Below are 18937 nucleotides of genomic sequence, written 5' to 3' on the forward strand. Positions count from 1 at the left end.
TCCCTGCTCCCGTACGCTTCACCGCGCCGTTCCGCGCCGGGGCGGCACGAGTGGGGGCGCACTATGCGAACTTTCGCGATCTCGGCGCTGCGGGAGCCCCCGTTTCCCGCGGGGCGCCATGAGGCCACGGATCGGGTGGCGGGCGAGAGCGTCGAGTGGGCGCGCGCGTTCGGGCTGATCGATTCCAGCCATCGGGTCCACCGGCTGCAGCGGGCGGACGCCGCCGGGCTGGCCGGGCGGGCCTGCCCCGACGGGTCGGCGGACGGGCTGCGGCTGCTCACCGACCTGATCTCCTGGCTCTTCGTGATGGACGACGCCTGCGACGAGGACGGCCTCGGCGCCGACCCGGCTCGGCTGGCGCCGGCGATCGGCACCCTCCTCGACGTGCTGGACCGGTGCGGTGACCCGGCCGTCGTTCCGCCCGCCGCGGGGCCGCTGGGCGACGCGCTGCACGACCTGTGCCGCCGGACCCGGCTGCACGACCGCCCGGCGCTGCTGCTGCGGTTCGTCAGCCAGATACGGGAGTATCTGCTGGCGCTGCTCTGGGAGGCGGCCAACCGGGAGCGCCGGCGGGTGCCCGAGGTGGCGGACTACGTCCAACTGCGCCGACACATCGGCGGCGCGCGCCCCTGCCTGACCCTGACCGAGTTGGCGTCCGGGGAGCCGCCCGAGGCGGGCCGGCACGCCGACCCGGCGCTGGCGGCCCTGGACCTGCTGGCGGTGGACCTGGTCTGCTGGTGCAACGACCTCTTCTCCTACGGCAAGGAGAGCCGGGCCGACCCGGACGCGCACAACCTGGTGACGGTGATCGCCCAGGAGATCGACGCGGACGAGCCGGGCGCGCTGCGGGCGGCGGCCGACCGGTTCAACCAGGGGCTGGCGGCATACCTGAGCGCGGAGGACGCGCTGCTGGCCAGCGGGGACGACAGGTTGCGCCCGGCGCTCGCCGCCCGGCGCAACTGGATCCGGGCAACCTACGACTGGTCACTGGTGGCCGCCCGTTACGCCTGATCCGGCCGTACCGGTTGGCGGGACGGGGCCCCGGACGATCACCAGGGCTAGCCGATGCCCGGTGACAGGCAATACCCTTCGGTAACCACTATGACGTGACGACCGTCACGCCACCACCCCCGAAGGCGGCTACAGCGATGGCTCTCGATGTCCCGTACCGCTCCATCCCGGACATGTTCCTCAAGCGCGTGGCGGCCACCCCCGACCGGCACGCGTTCGCTTCCCCGGCCCCTGACGATTCGGGCCCCGTCTGGCTGACCTGGGACCAGGTCGGCCAGCGCGCCAAGGCGGTCGCCGCCGGCCTGCACGGCTTGGGCGTCGGCCAGGAGGATCCGGTCGCGATCCTCGCCAACACCCGCCTGGACTGGGTGATCGCCGACCTCGGCATCATGTGCGCCGGCGGGGCGACCACCACCGTCTATCCGACCACCGAGCCGGCGGACGCCACCTTCATCATCGCCGACTCCGGTTCGAAGGTGCTGTTCGCGGAGAACCCGGCCCAGGCCGCCAAGATCGCCGGCGCCGACCTGCCCGTGTTGACCCACGTGGTGCTCCTCGACGGCGCCGCCGACGCGACCGCCACGGTCCCCCAGCTCACTCTCGCCGAGCTGGAGGAGCGGGGCACCCGCGCGCTGGCCGCCGAGCCGGATCTGATCGACATGCTCGTGGCCGGCATCGGTCCGGACCACCTGGCCACCCTGATCTACACCTCCGGCACCACCGGCCGACCCAAGGGCGTCGAGCTGCTGCACGGCGGCTGGTGCTGGGAGGCCGTGGCGCAGGCCGAGGTCGGGCTGCTCCGCGACGACGACCTGCAGTACCTGTGGCTGCCGCTGGCCCACTCGTTCGGCAAGACGCTGCTCTGCGGCGCCATCCACGTCGGCCTGCCCACCTACGTCGACGGGCGGGTGGACAAGCTGGTCGACCTGCTCTCGGTGATCCGGCCGACGCTGATGTGCGGCGCTCCCCGGGTGTTCGAGAAGGTCTACAACAAGGCCGTGACCACCGCACAGGGCGCCGGTGGCGCGAAGGCGAAGATCTTCGCCTGGGGCGTCCGGGTCGGCAAGGAGAAGGTCGCCCTGGAGCAGGCCGGCAAGCCGGTGCCGGCCGGGCTGAAGCTGCGCTACGGGGTGGCCGAGAAGCTCGTGTTCAGCAAGCTCCAGGCCCGCCTGGGCGGCCGGATGCGGGTGCTGGTCTCCGGCGCCGCTCCGCTCAGCCCGGAGATCGCCACCTTCTTCGCCGCCGCCAACCTGCCGATCTCCGAGGGCTACGGCCTGACCGAGACGAGCGCCGGCAACTTCGTCAACCCGCCCTCGGGGCTGCGCATCGGCACCGTGGGCAAGGCGATGGGCGACCTGGAGTGCCGGATCGACACCGACGGGGAGATCCTGGTCCGCGGCCGGCCGGTGATGCGCGGCTACCACAACCTGCCGGAGGAGACCGCCGCCGCGTTCACCGAGGACGGCTTCTTCCGCACCGGCGACATCGGCAGTCTCGACGAACAGGGCTACCTGCGGATCACCGACCGGAAGAAGGACCTGGTCAAGACCTCGGGCGGCAAGTACATCGCGCCGTCGCACATCGAGGGGATGTTCAAGGCGATCTGCCCCTACACCTCGCAGGCGGTCGTCGTCGGGCAGGCCCGCAACTTCTGCACGATGCTGGTCACGCTGGACCCGGACGCGATCCGGGGATGGGTGGCCGGCGGCCCGCTGGAGGGCCGCGACTACTCGGCCATCGTCGCCTCGCCAGAGGCCAAGGCGATGGTCGAGGAGTACGTCGCCCAGCTGAACGCCAAGCTCAACCGCTGGGAGACGATCAAGAAGGTGGCGATCCTGCCGCGCGACCTGACGATCGAGGACGGCGAGATCACCCCGTCGTTGAAGATCAAGCGGCGCGGTGTGGAGAGCAACTTCGCCGCCGAGATCGACAAGATGTACGCGGGCACCCTCGCCGAGCTCTGAGCCGAGCCCCTGCGTCGACCGCCGGCGGCCCCGCACCCTTCAAGGGTTCGGGGCCGCCGGCGTTGAGATGCTCGAGCCGGGGGCGCCCGGCCGGATGCCGCGCGACCACCGGAGCCCTCCGCCGCTGCCCACTTCGGCAGCCTGTCAGCCCGCCCGTGCGGGCAGGCTCGATCGGCGACCTCGGCGGCCCGGTGGTGCCGCCGCCCAGCAAGGTCAGGTGCTCCGGTCGGTGGTCGCCCGCCGCGCGTGCTCCGGTCAGTGGCCGTCCGGCGCCGGGCTCGCGCCGTGTTCGGCGAGGAAGGAGTCGCGCAGCTCGCGGCGGGCGGCGCCGAACAGCCGCACCTCGGCGACCACCATTCCGACACAGACGGCCGCCAGCAGACCCAGCGCGGCCAGCGCCGGCAGCCGGTCGGCCACCGGCAACAGCACCACCAGCAGCAGCACCGTCGTCGCGCGGGGCCAGTTGACCGAGCCCATGTTGCGCAGCCGAAAGCCGATGTGGCCGAGCAGGTAGAGGATCACGCCGCCGTAGAGAGCCAGCAGACCCAGCCCGTGCAGCGGGTCGGTCAGCTTGTGCTCGGTGCCGTCCCCCACGTACGCCAGCACCTTCTTGAACCCGAGGGCCAGCAGGATGATGCCGGCCACCATCGGCAGGTGCAGGTAGGTGTAGGAGTCGCGGCCCAGCGCGGCGCGGGCGGCGCCCGCGGCCCGGTGGAGCACCCGCTCGGCGGCGATCGACACCACATCGAAGTACGCCCACCAGAGCGCGGCCGTGACCGCGATGGCCAGCACCGAGGCGACGATGATCGGCCAGGAGATGGGCAGTGCGGTGACCCCCACGCCGATGGCCACCAGCGACTCGCCGAGCGCGATGATGATGATCAGGCCGTGCCGTTCGGTCCAGTGCGCGGCGGAGAAGATTCGCCAGCCCCGCGCGCCGATCGCCATGATCCCGCCGTAGTCGACGGCCAGCGCGAGCACCCAGAGAGCCGTGCGGATGGTGTCGACCTGCTGCGGCGAGTCGGTCAGCCGCTGCGGCACCAGCGCGGCGGAGAAGAGCAGCAGCGCCCCGGCGAGCATCGGCAGGGCGGCGCGCAGCAGTTGGCGACGCAGCCCCGCGTCACCGCGCGCGGCGAAGAAGTAGAGGACCAGGTGCAGCACCCGGACGACCAGGTAGCAGGCGGCGAAGACCACCGGGCCGGAGAGCCCGCCGGGCAGGTCGTCGAAGGCCTCCGGGATGGTCACCGCGACCACGAACATGGTGGCCATGACGGCGAACAGCACCACCCGCACCAGACCCTCGTCGGCCCGCACGGTGTTGCTGAGCCAGGCGTAGCAGCACCAGCACCACCAGAGCAGGGCCAGCAGCAGCAGGCCCCGCAGCAGGCCGCGCCCGGTGAGGTCGTCCGCCATCAGCGCGGTCACCTGGGTGAGCGCGTAGACGAAGACCAGGTCGAAGAAGAGTTCCAGCGGGGTCACCGTGGACCCCTCGGTCATCGCCCGCATCCGCGGCGTCCGCCGCGTCGTACCGCTATTCGCCACGGCGCACAGTCTCGCAGTCGGGCCGGCCCGGCGGGGCCCCTGCGACGGTGCGCCGCTGATCCGCCCGCCGCGGGTGCGCCGGGCGACGGGCTCAGGCGATGACGGCGGGCTCCCGCCACCGCTGCCGGCCGGTCCGGTCCAGGTCGTAGCGGACCGCGGCGATCCGCCCGACGGCCTCCACCAGGTCGGCGGCGGGCAGGGTGAACGGCAGACGCAGGAAGCGCTCCAGGGTGCCGTCCAGGCCGAACCGGGGCCCGGGCGCCAGCCGGACACCCACCTCCTCGGCGGCCCGGGCCAGCGCGCTGGAGACCGGGCCGTCCAGCTCCGCCCAGAGCGTGACGCCGCCGCGCGGCACGGTGACCCGCCAGTCCGGCAGCCGGTGCGCCAGCGCGCCGAGCAGCGCGTCGCGCTGGGCGGCGAGCTGGGTGCGTCGGTCCGCGACGATGGCCTTCGCGTCGGCGAGCAGGTGCACGGCGACCAGTTGGTCCAGCACCGGGCTCGCCATGTCCACACCGACCCGGACGGCGGCCAGCCGCTGCACCTGCGGCGCGGAGGCACGCACCCAGCCGATCCGCAGGCCACCCCAGTACGGCTTGCTCATCCCACCGATGCTGATCACCCGGCTGTGTCGGTCGAAGGTGGCCGTCGGCGGGGGCAGCTCGGTGCCGTCCAGCGGCAGGTCCACGAAGGACTCGTCGATGACCAGGTCGGTGCCGACGGCGTGGGCGGCGGCCACCACCCGCTCGCGCAGCGACGCCGGCATCAGGTGCCCGGTCGGGTTCTGGAACTCCGGGATCAGGTAGGCCAGCTTGGGCCGGGTCTGCCGGAGGCTGCCCAGCAGCAGGTCGGACTCCCAGCCGCCGGCGTCGGCGGCCAGGCCGTGAGTGGTGATGCGAGCGCGCCGGCCGGCCAGCGCGGCGAGCGCGTTGGGGTAGGTCGGGGACTCGACCAGCACGCTGCCACCCGGGGCCAGGGCGAGTCGCAGCACCAGGTCCAGCGCGTGCTGTGTGCCGCTGGTGACCATGATCTGGTCGGCCGAGGTGGGCAGCCCCCGGGCGGTGTACCCGTCGGCCACCGCCTCGCGCAGCTCGATGATGCCGGTCGGGTGGTAGCCGGCCCCGCCCAGGTAGCGGGGCAGGTCCTCGGCGGCAGCGCGGGCGGCGGCCAGCAGTTGCGGCGGGGCGGCCAGTGCGGCGACGCCGAGGTCGATCATCTCCCGGTCGTCGAGCGGGGTCCACAACCCGGTGCTGGCCACCCGGTGGTTGCCGGGCAGCATGGTCCAGCTGCCGGCGCCGCGGCGGCTGGCCAGGTGCCCGGTCTCGCGCAACTGCCGGTACGCGGCGGTGACCGTGGTCCGGCTGATCCGCAGCGCCTCGGCCAGCTCCCGTTCCGCCGGCAGGCGGACGCCCAGCGGCAGCCGGCCGTCGGCGAGCAGCCCGCGTACCGCGCCGGCCAGGGCGGCGTAGTCGGGGCTGCGGCGACGACCCGGCAGGGCGTGCCACTGCCCGAGCAGGCGGGCCAATTGGACGCCGCGCACCTGACCTGTCATGGCCACTCCTCGGATATTGGCTTCTTCCTCCGGGAGGATTGGCACCTAGGGTGGCATGCATGGCACTGATTGGCAATCTGCGGCACCGGCCGGTGCAACGGCTGACCCAGCTCTACGCCGGGCTGACCCTGTACGGGATCAGCATGGCGCTGATGGTTCGCTCCGACCTGGGCCTCGACCCGTGGGACGTGTTCCACCAGGGGTTGTCCGAGCTGACCGAGCTCTCCATCGGCATGGTCACCATCGGGGTCGGCGCGCTGGTGCTGCTGCTCTGGATCCCGCTGCGACAACGTCCCGGGCTCGGCACGGTCAGCAACGTGGTGGTGATCGGCCTGGTGGTGGACGCCACACTGGCCCTGCTGCCGGCCGGTGGCCCACTCGGCGTCCGGATCGGGCTGCTGATCAGCGGGATCGTCGCCAACGGCGCCGCCACCGGTCTGTATCTCGGCGCTCGGCTGGGCCCCGGCCCCCGCGACGGGCTGATGACCGGTTTCGTGGCCCGCCGACCCCGCTGGTCGATCCGGCTGGTGCGCACGGTCATCGAGGTCGTCGTGCTGGCGCTGGGCTGGCTGCTCGGCGGCACCGTCGGCCTGGGCACCGTCGCGTACGCGCTGGCCATCGGTCCGCTGGCGCAGCTCTTCATTCCGCTGTTCGCGATACCGGAAGCGCCCACCACCGGGCCCGACGCACAGGCCGGCGTGCCCGACCCCTCGGCCACCGCGCCCGCACCGGGTGCCGTCGCGCCGGTGACCCCGGCCGGCTGAGCGTTCACCGACGGTCACGGACCGGCACGCGGCGGTGGTGGATGCGGGCCGGATGGCGGGTGGGTGTTCCCTTCCGCGACGCTCGCCGTCATCATCTCTGCATGGGGGAGAACGGTTGGCGCTGGACCGACGCCTGGATCTTCGTGTCGCTGGTGATCGCGAGCGGGGCCGGGCGGCACCGTCGGTCCGCGACCAGCCGTCGGCCGGAGGGCGTCCGCCTGACCGACGTGCTCTCCACCGCCGACCACCTCAACCACGCGATCCCGCAGCGGCACGAGGTGGAGGCCGCGGTCCGTCGGCTGGTCGGCGCCGGGCTGGTCAGCGTCGCCGACGGCTGGTTCCGGATCACCGCCGAGGGCGAGCAGCTGTGGCGCTCCCGGCCGCGCGCCGGCGTGGCGACCATGGTGGACACCGTGCAGGGCGTGCTGAGCCGCCGGCCCGCGCCGGGCAGCGCCGAGTGGAGCCTGGACGAGGCCGACCACGCGGCGGCTGTCCAGGAGTACGCGGTCCGCTCGATTCCCTCACCCCGGCGTTCACCGGAGGGTCACTCCGGCGGCCACTGATCGGCCGCGCCGGGCCGGTTGGCCCGGCGGAACTCAGCGCACCGGGTGGCCGCTGCGGCGCAGTGCGTCCTTGACCTCGGCCACGGTCAGCTCGCCGAAGTGGAAGACGCTGGCGGCGAGCACCGCGTCCGCGCCGGCCCCGATGGCGGGCGCGAAGTGGGCCACCTCGCCGGCGCCGCCGCTGGCCACGACCGGCACGTCCACCACCGCCCGCACCGCGCCGATCAGCTCCAGGTCGAAGCCCGCCTTGGTGCCGTCGGCGTCCATCGAGTTGAGCAGGATCTCCCCCGCGCCCAGCTCGGCCCCCCGCTGCGCCCAGTGCACCGCGTCGATCCCGGTGCCGCGCCGACCGCCGTGCGTGGTGACCTCGAAGCCGCTGGGCGTGCTGCCGGCCGGGGCCCGGCGCACGTCGAGGGAGAGCACCAGCACCTGCCGGCCGAACCGGTCGGCGATCTCGGTGATCAGCTCCGGCCGGGCGATGGCGGCGGTGTTCACACCCACCTTGTCCGCGCCGGCGCGCAGCAGTGTGTCCACGTCGGCGACCTGCCGGACGCCGCCGCCGACGGTCAACGGGATGAACACCGACTCGGCGGTGCGGCGCACCACGTCGAGCATGGTGCCGCGGTCGCTGGAGGACGCGGTGACGTCGAGGAAGGTCAACTCGTCCGCGCCGGCCCGGTCGTAGGCGGCGGCCAGCTCCACCGGATCACCGGCGTCACGCAGGTCGAGGAAGTTGACCCCCTTGACCACCCGCCCGGCGTCCACGTCCAGACAGGGGATCACCCGCACCGCCACCGTCATGCCGCCAGCCTATCCCTCCGTGACACGACGGTGGCCGGCCTGTGTGGCCGGCCACCGTGGGTGCCGTGCGCCCTCGCGGGTCAGGAAGGGGCCCTTCCTGTACCGCAGGCGTTAACAGGGGGCCCTTGCTTACACCCGGACGAGCATCTTGCCCAGGTTGTCGCCACGCAGCAGGCCGAGGAACGCCGCCGGGGCGTTCTCGATGCCGTCCACGACCGTCTCGTCGTAGGAGAGCCGGCCCTCGCGCAGCCAGCCGGCGACGTCGCGGACGAACGCCTCGCGCACGTTGCCGTGGTCGCCGACCAGGAAGCCACGCAGGGTGAGCCGCTTGCCGATGACCAGCGCCAGGTTGCGTGGCGCGGCCGGCGGCTCGGTGTCGTTGTACTGCGCGATCATGCCGCAGATGGCGGCCCGGCCGTGCAGGTTCATCGCCGAAATCGCCGCCTCCAGGTGATCGCCGCCGACGTTGTCGAAGTAGACGTCGACGCCGTCCGGGGCGGCCGCCTTCAGCGAGTCGCGGACCGACCCGTCGTGGTAGTCGAAGGCGGCGTCGAAGCCCAATGCCCGCAGCCGCTCGACCTTGGCCGGCGAGCCGGCGCTGCCGACCACCCGGCCGGCGCCCTTGAGCTTGGCGATCTGGCCGACCAGGCTGCCGACCGCGCCGGCCGCGGCGGAGACGAAGACCGTCTCGCCGGGCTTCATCGCGGCCACCTCCAGCAGCCCGGCGTACGCGGTCAGGCCCGTCATGCCCAGCACGCTGAGGTACGCGCTGACCGGGGCCAGGCTCGGGTCGACCTTGCGGGCGGCGGTGGCGTCGAGCAGCGCGTACTCACGCCAGCCCAGCCCGTGCAGCACGGTGTCGCCGACAGCGACGTCCGCTGCCTCGCTGGCCACCACCTCGCCGATCGCGCCGCCGTCGAGCGGGGCGTCGAGCGCGAACGGCGCCACGTACGACTTGACGTCGTTCATCCGACCGCGCATGTACGGGTCGACCGACAGGTACTGGTTGCAGACCACGATCTGGCCCGGGCCGGGCGTCGGGACGTCGGTCTCGACGAGCCGGAAGTTCTCCTCGGTGGGCCAGCCCTGGGGGCGGCTGGCCAGGTGGATCTCACGGTTGCTGGTCACGGGGTGGTCGTCCTCTCGTCCGCGGTCGGGGCCTGGGTCCGCGACGTCACGCGGCCAGGGACTCGCGGACGGTCAGCGCGACGTCGATGTTGCCGCGGGTGGCGTTGGAGTACGGGCAGACCTGGTGGGCCTGCTCGACCAGCTGCTCGGCGGCGTCCCGGGGAACGGCGGGCAGGTCGACGACGAGCTGCACGGTGAGCCCGAACCCGCCGCTGCCGTTCGGGCCGATGCCCACCTCGGCGGCGACGACCGAGCCGGTCACGTCGGCCTTGGCCCGGCGGGCGACCAGCCGCAGCGCGCCGTGGAAGCAGGCCGCGTAGCCGGCGGCGAAGAGCTGCTCGGGGTTCGCGGCGCCGCCGGCGCCACCCATCTCCTTCGGCACGGCGAGGTCGAGCGTGAACGTGCCGTCGGAGGTCTCGACGTGGCCGTCCCGGCCGTCGCCGCTGGCCGTGGCGGATGCGGTGTAGAGCACCTGCATGATGGTCACTGCTCCTTCTGTCGGTGGATGGTGTCGGTGACCCGGGTGAGGGTGTCGCGCAGCGCGACCAGCTCGGCGATGTCGAGCCCGGTGGCCCGGGCGATCTGCAGCGGGATCTCGTCCACCTGTTGCCGCAGCGCCCGGCCCTGCTCGGTGAGGCTCACCTCGACCCGCCGCTCGTCGCGCGCGGACCGCTGCCGCACCACCAGGCCCGCCCCCTCGAGCCGCTTGAGCAGTGGCGAGAGCGTGCCGGAGTCCAGCCGCAGCTCGGCGCCGAGCTCGGAGACCGTGGGGGCGTCGTCGGGGCGCTCCCAGAGCACCAGCAGCACCAGGTACTGCGGGTAGGTCAGCCCGAACCGGTCGAGGATCGGCCGGTAGACGTCGGTCAGGGCGCGCGACGCGGCGTAGAGCGCGAAGCACACCTGCCGGCGCAGCACCAGGTCATCGGTCACCGCTGAACCGTAGCCCACAATTAAATTGTGCACAACCAATCAGGTCGGGAATCGGCCATGACGGCGGTCACCGCCGGACCGCGCACACCGCCAGCAACGCCGAGACCCCGCCTCAGCGGTCGGCGAGGTACGCCTCCAGCTCCACCTCGACCAGGTGCTCCGGATCCAGCAGGCCGGCCACCACCACCAGCGTGGCCGCCGGCCGGACCGCGCCGAAGACCGCGTTGTGCGCCCGGCCCACCTCGTCGGCGTGCAGCCGATCGGTCACGTACATCCGGGTCCGGACCACGTCGCCCGGCTCCGCACCCACCTCGGCGAGCGCGGCCAGCCCGATCCGCAGCGCCTGCGCGGTCTGCGCGGCCGGGTCCCCGACGTGCACCACCCGGCCGTCCACGGTGGCCGTGCAGCCGGCCGTCCACGCCAGATCGCCGGCCCGGACCACGCGGGAGTAGCCGTACCGCTGCTCCCACGGGCCGCCCGACCCGAGCCGCGTGACCGTCACGCCTCGGCCAGCGTCCGCAGCGCCTCGGCCACCGTGAAGGCGCCCGCGTAGAGCGCCTTGCCGGCGATCACACCCTCAACCCCGAGCGGCTCCAGGGTGGCCAGCGCCCGCAGGTCGTCCAGCGTGGACACGCCGCCGGAGGCGATCACCGGGGCGTCGGTGTGGGCGCACACCTCACGCAGCAGGTCCAGGTTCGGCCCGCGCATGGTGCCGTCCTTGGTGATGTCGGTGACCACGTACCGGCTGGCACCCGCCTTGTCCAGCCGCTCCAGCACCTCGTACAGGTCACCGCCGTCACGGGTCCAGCCACGCGCGGAGAGGGTACGGCCGCGCACGTCCAGCCCGATGGCGACCCGGTCGCCGTACTCCCCGACCACCCGGTCGCACCAGACCGGGTCCTCCAGAGCCGCGGTGCCGATGTTCACCCGGGCCGCCCCGGTGCCCAGCGCCGCGCGCAGCGACTCGTCGTCGCGGATGCCGCCGGAGAGCTCCACCTTCACGTCGAGCTGACGCACCACCTCGGCGAGCAGGTGCGCGTTGGTGCCCCGGCCGAAAGCCGCGTCGAGGTCGACCAGGTGGATCCACTCGGCGCCGTCCTGCTGCCAGGCCAGTGCGGCGTCCAGCGGATCGCCGTAGATGCTCTCGCTACCGACGGCGCCCTGCACGAGCCGGACGGCCCGGCCGTCGGCGACATCCACGGCGGGTAACAGGGTGAGGCTCACGTCTTCTCCTCGATCAGGTACGACGGTCCAGGGCGATCACCACGATCGCCGGCAGTACGAGCAGCAACAGCACGATCAGCGCGATACGCAACGCCAGATTGTCGACGAACGTCCAGATCAGGATCAGCGCCGCCCCGGTGAGCAGCGCGATCGCGGCGCGCTCGCCCCGGTTGTGCCGGGCCAGCCGACCCGACCGGCCCCGCCGCAACTGCGGCGTCAACCGGCGGACCACCGCCCGGCGGCGCTGACGTCGGACCACCCGGCGCTGCCGGACCGCCCGCTCCCGGGCCTGCTCCGCCTCGCGTTCCGCCCGGCGCCGCGCCCGCTCCCTGCTCACCGCGACCCCCGCCGGGCGGGCGCCGGATGGCGACGACGCTCAGCCACCGCTGGGCAAAGCGGCAAGCCAGTTGCGCAGCAGCGCGGCACCGGTGTCGGCGGACTTCTCCGGATGGAACTGGGCCGCCGAGAGCGGACCGCGCTCCACCGCGGCGACGAAGTCGGTGTCATGGTGGGCCGTGGTCACCGTGGCGTCGGCGGCGGCCAGCGCCGCCGGGTCGCCCATCGCGTACGAGTGGACGAAGTAGAACCTGCTCTGCGCCGGCATGCCGGCGAAGAGCACCGAATCCCGGGGCGCCCGGACCGTGTTCCAGCCCATGTGCGGCAGCCGGGTGGCGGCCAGTCGGGTCACCCCGCCGGGCAGCAGACCGAGCCCCTTGGTCACCACACCGTGCTCGTCCCCGTGCTCGAAGAGCACCTGCATGCCCACGCAGATGCCGAGCACCGGCCGGTTGGCGGCAACCCGCTCGGCGATCACCGGGCCGGCGCCGAGCGCCTCGATCCCGGCCATGCACGCCGCGAAGGCGCCCACCCCCGGCACCACCAGACCGTCGGCGGCGGCCGCGGCGGCGAGGTCGTCGGTCACCCGTACGTCCGCGCCGGCGGCGGCCAGCGCCCGCTCCGCGGAACGCAGGTTGCCCGAGCCGTAGTCGAGAACCACGACGCCGGTCATGAGCCCGACTCCGGAAGCAGCCAGAGCACCCCGCCGACGGTGGCCAACACGGCCAGGAGCGCGGTGACCACCACCGCGCTCCTCGGCGCGCCCTGCCGGTACAGCGACCAGACCCCGCCCACCAGCACCCCGGCCAGGATCAGCAACAGCGTCGGCAGCGCCGCACCCATCAGAGGGCTCCCTTCGTGCTCGGAATCGCGCCCGCCGCTTTCGGGTCGACCGCGGTGGCCTCGCGCAGCGCCCGGGAGACGGCCTTGAACTGCGCCTCCACCACGTGGTGCGCGTCCGGGTTACCGCCCGGCCGGGCCGCCCGCAGCACGTCGACGTGCAGGGTGATCCGGGCCGCCTGGCCGAAGGACTCCCAGATGTGCCGGGTCATGCTGGTCGGGTACACCGGCCCGATGTACGGCGCCAGCGTCGGCTCGTCGTGCACCACGTACGGCCGGCCGGACAGGTCCACGGCGGCCCGGACCAGCACCTCGTCCATCGGGACGGTCGCCGAGCCGTACCGCCGGATGCCGGCCTTGTCGCCCAGCGCCTGGTCGAACGCGGCGCCCAGCGCGAGCGCGGTGTCCTCCATGGTGTGGTGCGCGTCGATCTCCAGGTCGCCGACGGTGCGCACGGTCAGGTCGTAGCCGCCGTGCCGGGCGATTTGGTGCAGCATGTGGTCGTAGAAACCGACCCCGGTGCTGATCTCGGCCGTGCCGGTGCCGTCGAGGTCGATCTCGACGAGGACCTTGGTCTCCTTGGTGATCCGCTCCACCCGGGCGGTCCGGCTCATGAGATTGTCTCCATCGCAGAAAGGAACGCGTCGGTCTCGGCGGGGGTGCCGGCGGTGACCCGTAGCCAGCCGGGCAGGCCGACGTCGCGGACGAGCACCCCGTGCGCCAGCAGTGCGCGCCAGGCGATGGCCTGGTCGCCGCCCACCTCGAAGAGCACGAAGTTGGCGTCGCTGTCGGCCACCCGCAGCCCGCGACCACGCAGCGTCGCCACGATCCGGTCCCGCTGCGCCATGATCGCGCTAACCGTACCGAGCAGGGCGTCGCGGTGGGCCAGTGCCGCGCGGGCGGCGGCCTGGGTCAGCGCGGAGAGGTGGTACGGCAGCCGGACCAGTTGCACCGCCTGCACCACCGCCGCGTCGGCCGCCAGGTAGCCCAGTCGCCCGCCGGCGAAGCCGAACGCCTTGCTCATCGTCCGGGTCACCACCAGCCGCGGGTGCCCGGGCAGCACCGCGAGGGCGCTGACCGTGCCGGGCCGGGCGAACTCGGCGTACGCCTCGTCGACCACCACCATGCCGGGCGCGGCGTCGAGGACCGCGGCGACCACCGTCGGGTCCAGCGCGGTGCCGGTCGGGTTGTTCGGCGAGCAGAGGAAGACCACGTCGGGCCGGTGCTCGCGGACCTGGGCCACCGCCTCGTCGGCGGTCAGCCCGAAGTCGACGCCGCGCCGCGCCGGCACCCACCGGGTGCCGGTGCCGAGCGCCAGCAGCGGGTGCATCGAGTACGCCGGCACGAAGCCGAGCGCGCTGCGACCCGGGCCACCGAACGCCTGGAGCAGCTGCTGCTGCACCTCGTTGGAGCCGTTGGCCGCCCACACCTGCTCGACGGTGAGCCCGTGCCCGAGATATCCGGCCAGGTCGGCGCGGAGCGCCACCGCGTCCCGGTCCGGGTAGCGGTTCAGCTCGCGCAGCTCGGCCGCAAGCGCCTTGCCGATCGCGTCGGCCACCGGCTCCGGCACCGGGTAGGAGTTCTCGTTCGTGTTCAACCGCACCGGCACGTCCAGCTGCGGCGCGCCGTACGGCGACAGCCCGCGCAGGTCGTCGCGGATCGGCAGGTCGTCGAGCGAGGTCACGCCGGCCCTCCCGGGAAGCGGGCCCGGACGGCCTGGCCGTGTGCGGGCAGGTCCTCCACGGTGGCCAGGGTGACCACGTGCGGGGCCACCTCGCGCAGCGCGGCATGGGAGTACTCGATCAGGTGCACGCCGCGCAGGAAGGACTGCACGGACAGCCCGGAGGAGTGCCGGGCGCAGCCGCCGGTGGGCAGCACGTGGTTGGAGCCGGCGCAGTAGTCGCCGAGCGACACCGGCGACCAGGCGCCCACGAAGATCGCTCCGGCGTTGCGCACCCGCAGCGCCCACTCGCGGGCGTCGACGGTCTGGATCTCCAGGTGCTCGGCCGCGTACGCGTCGACCACCCGCAGCCCGGCCTCGAGGTCGTCGACCAGGACCACGCCGCTCTGCTCGCCGGTCAGGGCGGTGGTCACCCGCTCGGTGTGCTTGGTCGCCGGCACCTGTCGGGCCAGCTCCCGCTCGACCGCCTCGACCAGCGCCACCGACGGGGTGACCAGCACGCTCGCGGCGAGCGGGTCGTGCTCGGCCTGGCTGATCAGGTCGGCGGCCACGTGCGCCGGGTCGGCGGTGTCGTCGGCCAGGATGGCGATCTCGGTCGGCCCGGCCTCGGCGTCGATGCCGACGACGCCCCGCAGCAGCCGCTTGGCGGCGGTCACCCAGATGTTGCCCGGGCCGGTGACCAGGTCGACCGGCTCGCAGCGCGCGTCCCCCGCCGGGTCCACCGCCGCCCCGTACGCCAGCATCGCCACCGCCTGGGCTCCGCCCACGGCGTAGACCTCGTCGACGCCGAGCAGCGCGCACGCGGCGAGGACCCGGGGGTCGGGCAGGCCGTCGTTGTCCTTCTGCGGCGGGCTGACCACCACCAGCGAGCGCACCCCGGCCGCCTGGGCCGGCACCACGTTCATCACCACGGTGGACGGGTACATGGCCAGCCCACCGGGGACGTAGAGGCCGACCCGGTCGACCGGCAGCCACCGCTCGGTGACCGTGCCGCCGGGCACCACCTGGGTGGTGTGCTCGGTACGCCGCTGGTCGGCGTGCACCCGGCGGGCGCGGGCGATCGACTCCAGCAGCGCCGCGCGCACGTCCGGGTCGAGCACCCCCTCGGCCTCGGCGATCGCCTCGACCGGCACCCGCAACACCTCCGGGGAGACGCCGTCGAACCGGTCGCTGGCCTCCCGGATCGCCGGGTACCCATGCTCCCGGACCGCCTCCACGAGCGGCCGGATCCGCTCGACGGCGACCGACACGTCGAGCTGGGCACGGGGCAGCAGGCGGCGCGGGTCACCGAGACCATTGCGCAGGTCGATCCGATTCAGCACCCTTGCGAGTCTAGGCGGCCAGGCCGGAGCGCACCCGAACCGCCCGTCCGCCGGGACGGTGAGCCAGGCCACGCCGAGGGGGGCGAGATTGGCTAGGCTCCACCTGTGACCGCACGGCTGCCGGTGTTCCCGCTCGCAACGGTGCTCTTTCCCGGGTTGGTGCTGCCGCTGCACATCTTCGAGGAGCGCTACCGCGCCCTGGTGCGGCACCTGGTCGACCTGCCCGAGGGCGCCTCGCGCGAGTTCGGGGTGGTCGCCATCCAGGCCGGCTGGGAGGTCGCGCCGGCCGGTCCCGGCGCCCGGCCCACGCCCGCCGCCGGCGAGGTCACCCTGCACGAGGTGGGCTGCACCGCCGAGCTGCGCCAGGTGACCGAGCTGGCCGACGGGGGCTTCGACATCGTCACGGTCGGCCGGCGCCGGTTCCGGATCGCCGAGGTCGACGAGAGTTCCGCGCCGTACCTGACCGCGGAGGTCGAGTGGCTGCCCGAGCCGGCCGGGCCCGACGAGGTGGCCGACCTGCTGGCCGCCCGGGTGATCGCGGTGTTCCGGCAGTACCTCGGCCTGGTCCGGTCCGACCCGGAGGAGATCTCCGAGCAGCTCCCGGAGGACCCGACCGTGCTCTCCCACCTGGTGGCGGCGACCGCGGCGCTGACCGTCGACGACCGGCAGCGGCTGCTGGCGATCGACGACACCGCCGCCCGGCTCCGCGCCGAGCTGCGGCTGCTCAACCGCGAGGCGGCTCTGCTGCGCCAGGTGCGGGCGGTTCCGGTGCCGCTGGCGGAGCTGGCCTCCCCGCCGACACCCAACTGAGCGCGGTCGGGTCGGGCTCCGGCTCCGGGCGCAGCGACGGCCAGCGCGACCATCCGGCGAGCAGGGTGTACGTGACCGCGGCGCCGAACGCCGGCAGCAGCAGGTTGCCGTGCGGCACCGGCAGCACACCGAGCAGCCAGTCGACGCCACCGGCCCGCAGGTCGGCCGGTTTGGTGAAGGCCTGGCCGGCCGGGGCGCTGTCCAGCAGCCGGTCGAAGGTGGCCAGGCCGACCCGCCGCCCCACCTGCCAGGCCACCGGCGCGGCGGCCAGCGCGCCCAGCACGGCGGCGAGCAGCCCGACGGGGCCGCGTCGCCGGCGCAGCACGAACCACAGGACGAGCGCCGCGAGCACCCCGAAGGCGAGCCCGAGCAGGCTGAACCAGCCGTCCGCGGCGATCGGCTGCTCCGGCTGCGGCTCGGCGTAGATCGCGCCCTCGGCGGTCTTGAGCACCGGGGTGTCGGGCGCGAGCGCGGCCCAGAGCAGCCCGAGCGGCGCACCCAGCACGGCCAGCGCGAGCACGACTCCGGCCACCGTCGCCCCGGTCCGCGCCGGCCTGCGCGGCCGATCGGCCGGGAGCGGGCCGGAGTCCGCGGCCATCTCGGGCGGCCCTCCGCCCGGACGCTGGTCCGCGACCGGGTCGGCGGGTGCCGGTGCTGCGGACGGCTCGTCGCCGGGCGGCGTGGGCCGGTCGGATTCGGGGCTGTCGGGGTTCACCCGATGATCCTCTCAGCTCGCCGCCCGGGCCGTGCACGGTCATCCGCGCTCCCGCCCGATGACGTGACCGCACCGCCTCCGGTCACCGGGCGAACGGCTCCACCATGACCGAGGCAGCGCGCAGCCACGCCTGCCGGGTCTCCGGCTGGAGCTGGTGATACTCGATCGACGACCCGGTCTCGAGCGCCGGGTCGTAGGGCACCACGGCCACCGCGCGGGTACGCGTGGCGAAGTGCCGCTCCAGGTCGTCCTGGAGCGCGGAGCGGCCCGGCGTGGGGCAGGAGATGAGGGTGATCGCGTTGTCGGCGAGCTCTCCCATGCCCTCCTCGTGCAGCAGGTCGAGCATCCAGTCGGCGCTGAACGCCGCGTCCTCGCGCGGCACGGTGGTCACCACCAGTTGGTCGGCGGCCTGCATCACCGTGCGCCAGTTGGCGCTCTCCACGTTGTTGCCGGTGTCCACACAGACCACGTCGTGGGTACGTCGCAGCAGCTCCAGCACCCGCCGGACGGTGAACTGGTCCAGCCGTTGGGCGAAGCGTGGGCTCTCCTCGCCGGCGAGCACGTCGTACGAGCCGTCGGAGGCGTGCCGCAGGAAGTCGTCCAGCCGCTCCAGCAGGGTCGAGCCCTCCAGGATCTCGATCTGGGCCAGCTCGCCGATCAGGTGGCGGATGGTCCGGGCGTGCCGGGCGCTGCCGGCGCGCAGCCCGAGGGTGCCGCGCAGCTCGTTGTCGTCCCAGGCCAGCACGCCCCGCCCGCGAACGCTGCCGACCGTGGCCGCGGCGAGCACGGTGGCGGTGGTCTTGTGCACCCCGCCCTTGGGGTTGGCGAACGCGAACACCCGCGGCGTGCCGAGGTCGCGGCGGAGCACCCCGGTGGCCCGCTCCAACTCCTGGTCGACGCCCTGCGGACGCCACTCGACGCGCGGCGGGAAGCCGCGCTCGGCGATGGCCGAGCTGACCGGCGGAGCGGGCGGCGGCGTGACCGGCGGGACGGCCGGCGGCGTCACCCGAGGAGCGGCCGGCGGCGCGACCCGAGCAGCCGGCGGCGGCGTGACCCGCGGAGCGGCCGGCGGCGGCGCGACCCGAGAAGCGGCCGGCGGCGGCGCGACCCGAGAAGCGGCCGGCGGCGGGTAGCCGGTCTCCGGCTGGTAACCCGTCTCCAGCAGCGCGTACCGGGACTCGGCCGGCGGGCTGCCGTGCCGGTAGCCGTTGTCCAGCAGCGAGTAGCGCGACTCGACCGGCTCGGCCCGGCGGGACGGCCGTTCCGGCTCGGGCTCGGCCCGGTACGCCGGCTCCGCCCGATGGTCCGGCTCGGCACGGTACGCCGGCTCCGCGCGGTAATCCGGCTCGGCGCGGTAGACCGGCTCGGCCCGGTACGCCGGCTCGCCCCGGTAACCCGGTTCACCCCGGTAGTCCGGCTCCGGCCGGTACGCCGGCTCGGCCCGGTAGGCGGGGTCGACCCGGTAGCTCGCCTCGGCCCGGTAACCCGGGTCCGCGCCGTACGACAGTTCGGCCGGATGCCCGATGGCCGACGCCCGCCCGGCGTTGCCGTTGGGGGCCGCGCGCCGCGGCAGCGGATCCGGCGGTGGTTCGTCGGCTCGCCGGTCGGGTTCGGCCTGCTCGGGCGCGCGGGCGCCGTGCCGGGCGCGGTCCAGCAGCGCCCGCCACCTCGGCGCTGGTTCGGCCGGCCGGCCCCAGCCGGTCTCACTGCCCTCCACGGCCCGCCCTCCCAGCGCCATCGATCTCCGTCTGACAGGC

21 protein-coding genes are annotated in these 18937 nt (G+C 74.1%); 5 read left to right on the forward strand and 16 right to left on the reverse strand.

The window, feature by feature from the left end; all coding sequences use genetic code 11:
• Positions 1–63 precede the first annotated feature (63 nt).
• Positions 64–1011, forward strand: coding sequence for a terpene synthase family protein (locus BUS84_RS14490; protein WP_074312971.1), 948 nt, complete (start codon positions 64–66; stop codon positions 1009–1011).
• Positions 1012–1148: 137 nt separating this feature from the next.
• Complete coding sequence (locus BUS84_RS14495) at positions 1149–2975, forward strand: AMP-dependent synthetase/ligase (RefSeq protein ID WP_074312973.1); 1827 nt, start codon at positions 1149–1151, stop codon at positions 2973–2975.
• A 255-nt stretch (positions 2976–3230) separates the two neighbouring features.
• Here the strand turns inward: BUS84_RS14495 and BUS84_RS14500 are convergent, their stop codons facing one another.
• On the reverse strand, positions 3231–4472 hold the full coding sequence (locus BUS84_RS14500; protein ID WP_084757773.1) for a low temperature requirement protein A: 1242 nt from the start codon (positions 4470–4472) through the stop codon (positions 3231–3233).
• Between the two features lie 136 nt (positions 4473–4608).
• The gene (yczR, locus tag BUS84_RS14505) at positions 4609–6066 is read right to left on the reverse strand and encodes a MocR-like transcription factor YczR (RefSeq protein ID WP_074312977.1); all 1458 of its coding nucleotides are present in this window, start codon (positions 6064–6066) and stop codon (positions 4609–4611) included.
• A gap of 59 nt (positions 6067–6125) precedes the next feature.
• On the opposite strand from yczR, the gene yczE reads away from it, so the two are divergent.
• Positions 6126–6830, forward strand: a complete 705-nt coding sequence (gene yczE, locus BUS84_RS14510; RefSeq protein WP_074312979.1) for a membrane protein YczE — start codon at positions 6126–6128, stop codon at positions 6828–6830.
• Between the two features lie 101 nt (positions 6831–6931).
• The gene (locus BUS84_RS14515; RefSeq protein ID WP_074312981.1) at positions 6932–7393 is read left to right on the forward strand and encodes a hypothetical protein; all 462 of its coding nucleotides are present in this window, start codon (positions 6932–6934) and stop codon (positions 7391–7393) included.
• Positions 7394–7426: 33 nt separating this feature from the next.
• On the opposite strand, the gene hisF is transcribed toward BUS84_RS14515, so the two are convergent.
• The 12 genes from hisF to hisD form a co-directional block, all read right to left on the reverse strand.
• Positions 7427–8194 carry an imidazole glycerol phosphate synthase subunit HisF gene (gene hisF / locus BUS84_RS14520; protein WP_074312983.1) on the reverse strand — a complete coding sequence of 256 codons (768 nt, stop codon included), beginning with the start codon at positions 8192–8194 and terminating at the stop codon, positions 7427–7429.
• A 129-nt stretch (positions 8195–8323) separates the two neighbouring features.
• Complete coding sequence (locus BUS84_RS14525; RefSeq protein WP_074312985.1) at positions 8324–9322, reverse strand: NADP-dependent oxidoreductase; 999 nt, start codon at positions 9320–9322, stop codon at positions 8324–8326.
• A gap of 46 nt (positions 9323–9368) precedes the next feature.
• A complete protein-coding gene (locus BUS84_RS14530) occupies positions 9369–9800 on the reverse strand; it encodes an organic hydroperoxide resistance protein (protein WP_074318797.1) in 432 nt (143 codons plus the stop codon).
• A 5-nt stretch (positions 9801–9805) separates the two neighbouring features.
• Entirely contained in the window at positions 9806–10252 is a 447-nt protein-coding gene (locus BUS84_RS14535) for a MarR family winged helix-turn-helix transcriptional regulator (RefSeq protein WP_074318796.1), read from the reverse strand.
• Between the two features lie 112 nt (positions 10253–10364).
• Positions 10365–10754, reverse strand: a complete 390-nt coding sequence (locus tag BUS84_RS14540) for a RidA family protein (RefSeq protein WP_074312987.1) — start codon at positions 10752–10754, stop codon at positions 10365–10367.
• Positions 10751–11476, reverse strand: a complete 726-nt coding sequence (gene priA / locus BUS84_RS14545) for a bifunctional 1-(5-phosphoribosyl)-5-((5-phosphoribosylamino)methylideneamino)imidazole-4-carboxamide isomerase/phosphoribosylanthranilate isomerase PriA (protein WP_074312989.1) — start codon at positions 11474–11476, stop codon at positions 10751–10753. The genes BUS84_RS14540 and priA overlap by 4 nt, the downstream gene beginning before the upstream one ends.
• A 13-nt stretch (positions 11477–11489) precedes the next feature.
• Positions 11490–11813, reverse strand: a complete 324-nt coding sequence (locus tag BUS84_RS14550; protein WP_074312991.1) for a hypothetical protein — start codon at positions 11811–11813, stop codon at positions 11490–11492.
• Between the two features lie 39 nt (positions 11814–11852).
• Entirely contained in the window at positions 11853–12485 is a 633-nt protein-coding gene (hisH, locus tag BUS84_RS14555; RefSeq protein ID WP_074312993.1) for an imidazole glycerol phosphate synthase subunit HisH, read from the reverse strand.
• Positions 12482–12655, reverse strand: coding sequence for a hypothetical protein (locus tag BUS84_RS38635; RefSeq protein ID WP_167627066.1), 174 nt, complete (start codon positions 12653–12655; stop codon positions 12482–12484). Before BUS84_RS38635 ends, hisH begins: the two co-directional genes overlap by 4 nt.
• Positions 12655–13266: an imidazoleglycerol-phosphate dehydratase HisB gene (gene hisB / locus BUS84_RS14560; RefSeq protein ID WP_074312995.1), complete on the reverse strand. Its 612-nt coding sequence runs from the start codon at positions 13264–13266 to the stop codon at positions 12655–12657. Before hisB ends, BUS84_RS38635 begins: the two co-directional genes overlap by 1 nt.
• Entirely contained in the window at positions 13263–14336 is a 1074-nt protein-coding gene (locus BUS84_RS14565) for a histidinol-phosphate transaminase (RefSeq protein ID WP_074312997.1), read from the reverse strand. The genes hisB and BUS84_RS14565 overlap by 4 nt, the downstream gene beginning before the upstream one ends.
• Positions 14333–15655 carry a histidinol dehydrogenase gene (hisD, locus tag BUS84_RS14570; RefSeq protein ID WP_074312999.1) on the reverse strand — a complete coding sequence of 441 codons (1323 nt, stop codon included), beginning with the start codon at positions 15653–15655 and terminating at the stop codon, positions 14333–14335. Before hisD ends, BUS84_RS14565 begins: the two co-directional genes overlap by 4 nt.
• A gap of 105 nt (positions 15656–15760) precedes the next feature.
• On the opposite strand from hisD, the gene BUS84_RS14575 reads away from it, so the two are divergent.
• The gene (locus BUS84_RS14575; RefSeq protein ID WP_074313001.1) at positions 15761–16465 is read left to right on the forward strand and encodes an LON peptidase substrate-binding domain-containing protein; all 705 of its coding nucleotides are present in this window, start codon (positions 15761–15763) and stop codon (positions 16463–16465) included.
• Here BUS84_RS14575 and BUS84_RS14580 read toward each other — a convergent pair.
• Both BUS84_RS14580 and BUS84_RS14585 read right to left on the reverse strand, forming a co-directional pair.
• A complete protein-coding gene (locus BUS84_RS14580; protein WP_074313003.1) occupies positions 16380–17180 on the reverse strand; it encodes a DUF2567 domain-containing protein in 801 nt (266 codons plus the stop codon). The two genes, BUS84_RS14575 and BUS84_RS14580, sit on opposite strands and share 86 nt — an antisense overlap.
• 82 nt (positions 17181–17262) lie before the next feature.
• Positions 17263–18918, reverse strand: a complete 1656-nt coding sequence (locus BUS84_RS14585) for a MinD/ParA family ATP-binding protein (protein WP_074313005.1) — start codon at positions 18916–18918, stop codon at positions 17263–17265.
• Positions 18919–18937 lie beyond the last annotated feature (19 nt).

Source organism: Micromonospora cremea, assembly GCF_900143515.1.
Classification (GTDB): Bacteria; Actinomycetota; Actinomycetes; order Mycobacteriales; family Micromonosporaceae; genus Micromonospora; species Micromonospora cremea.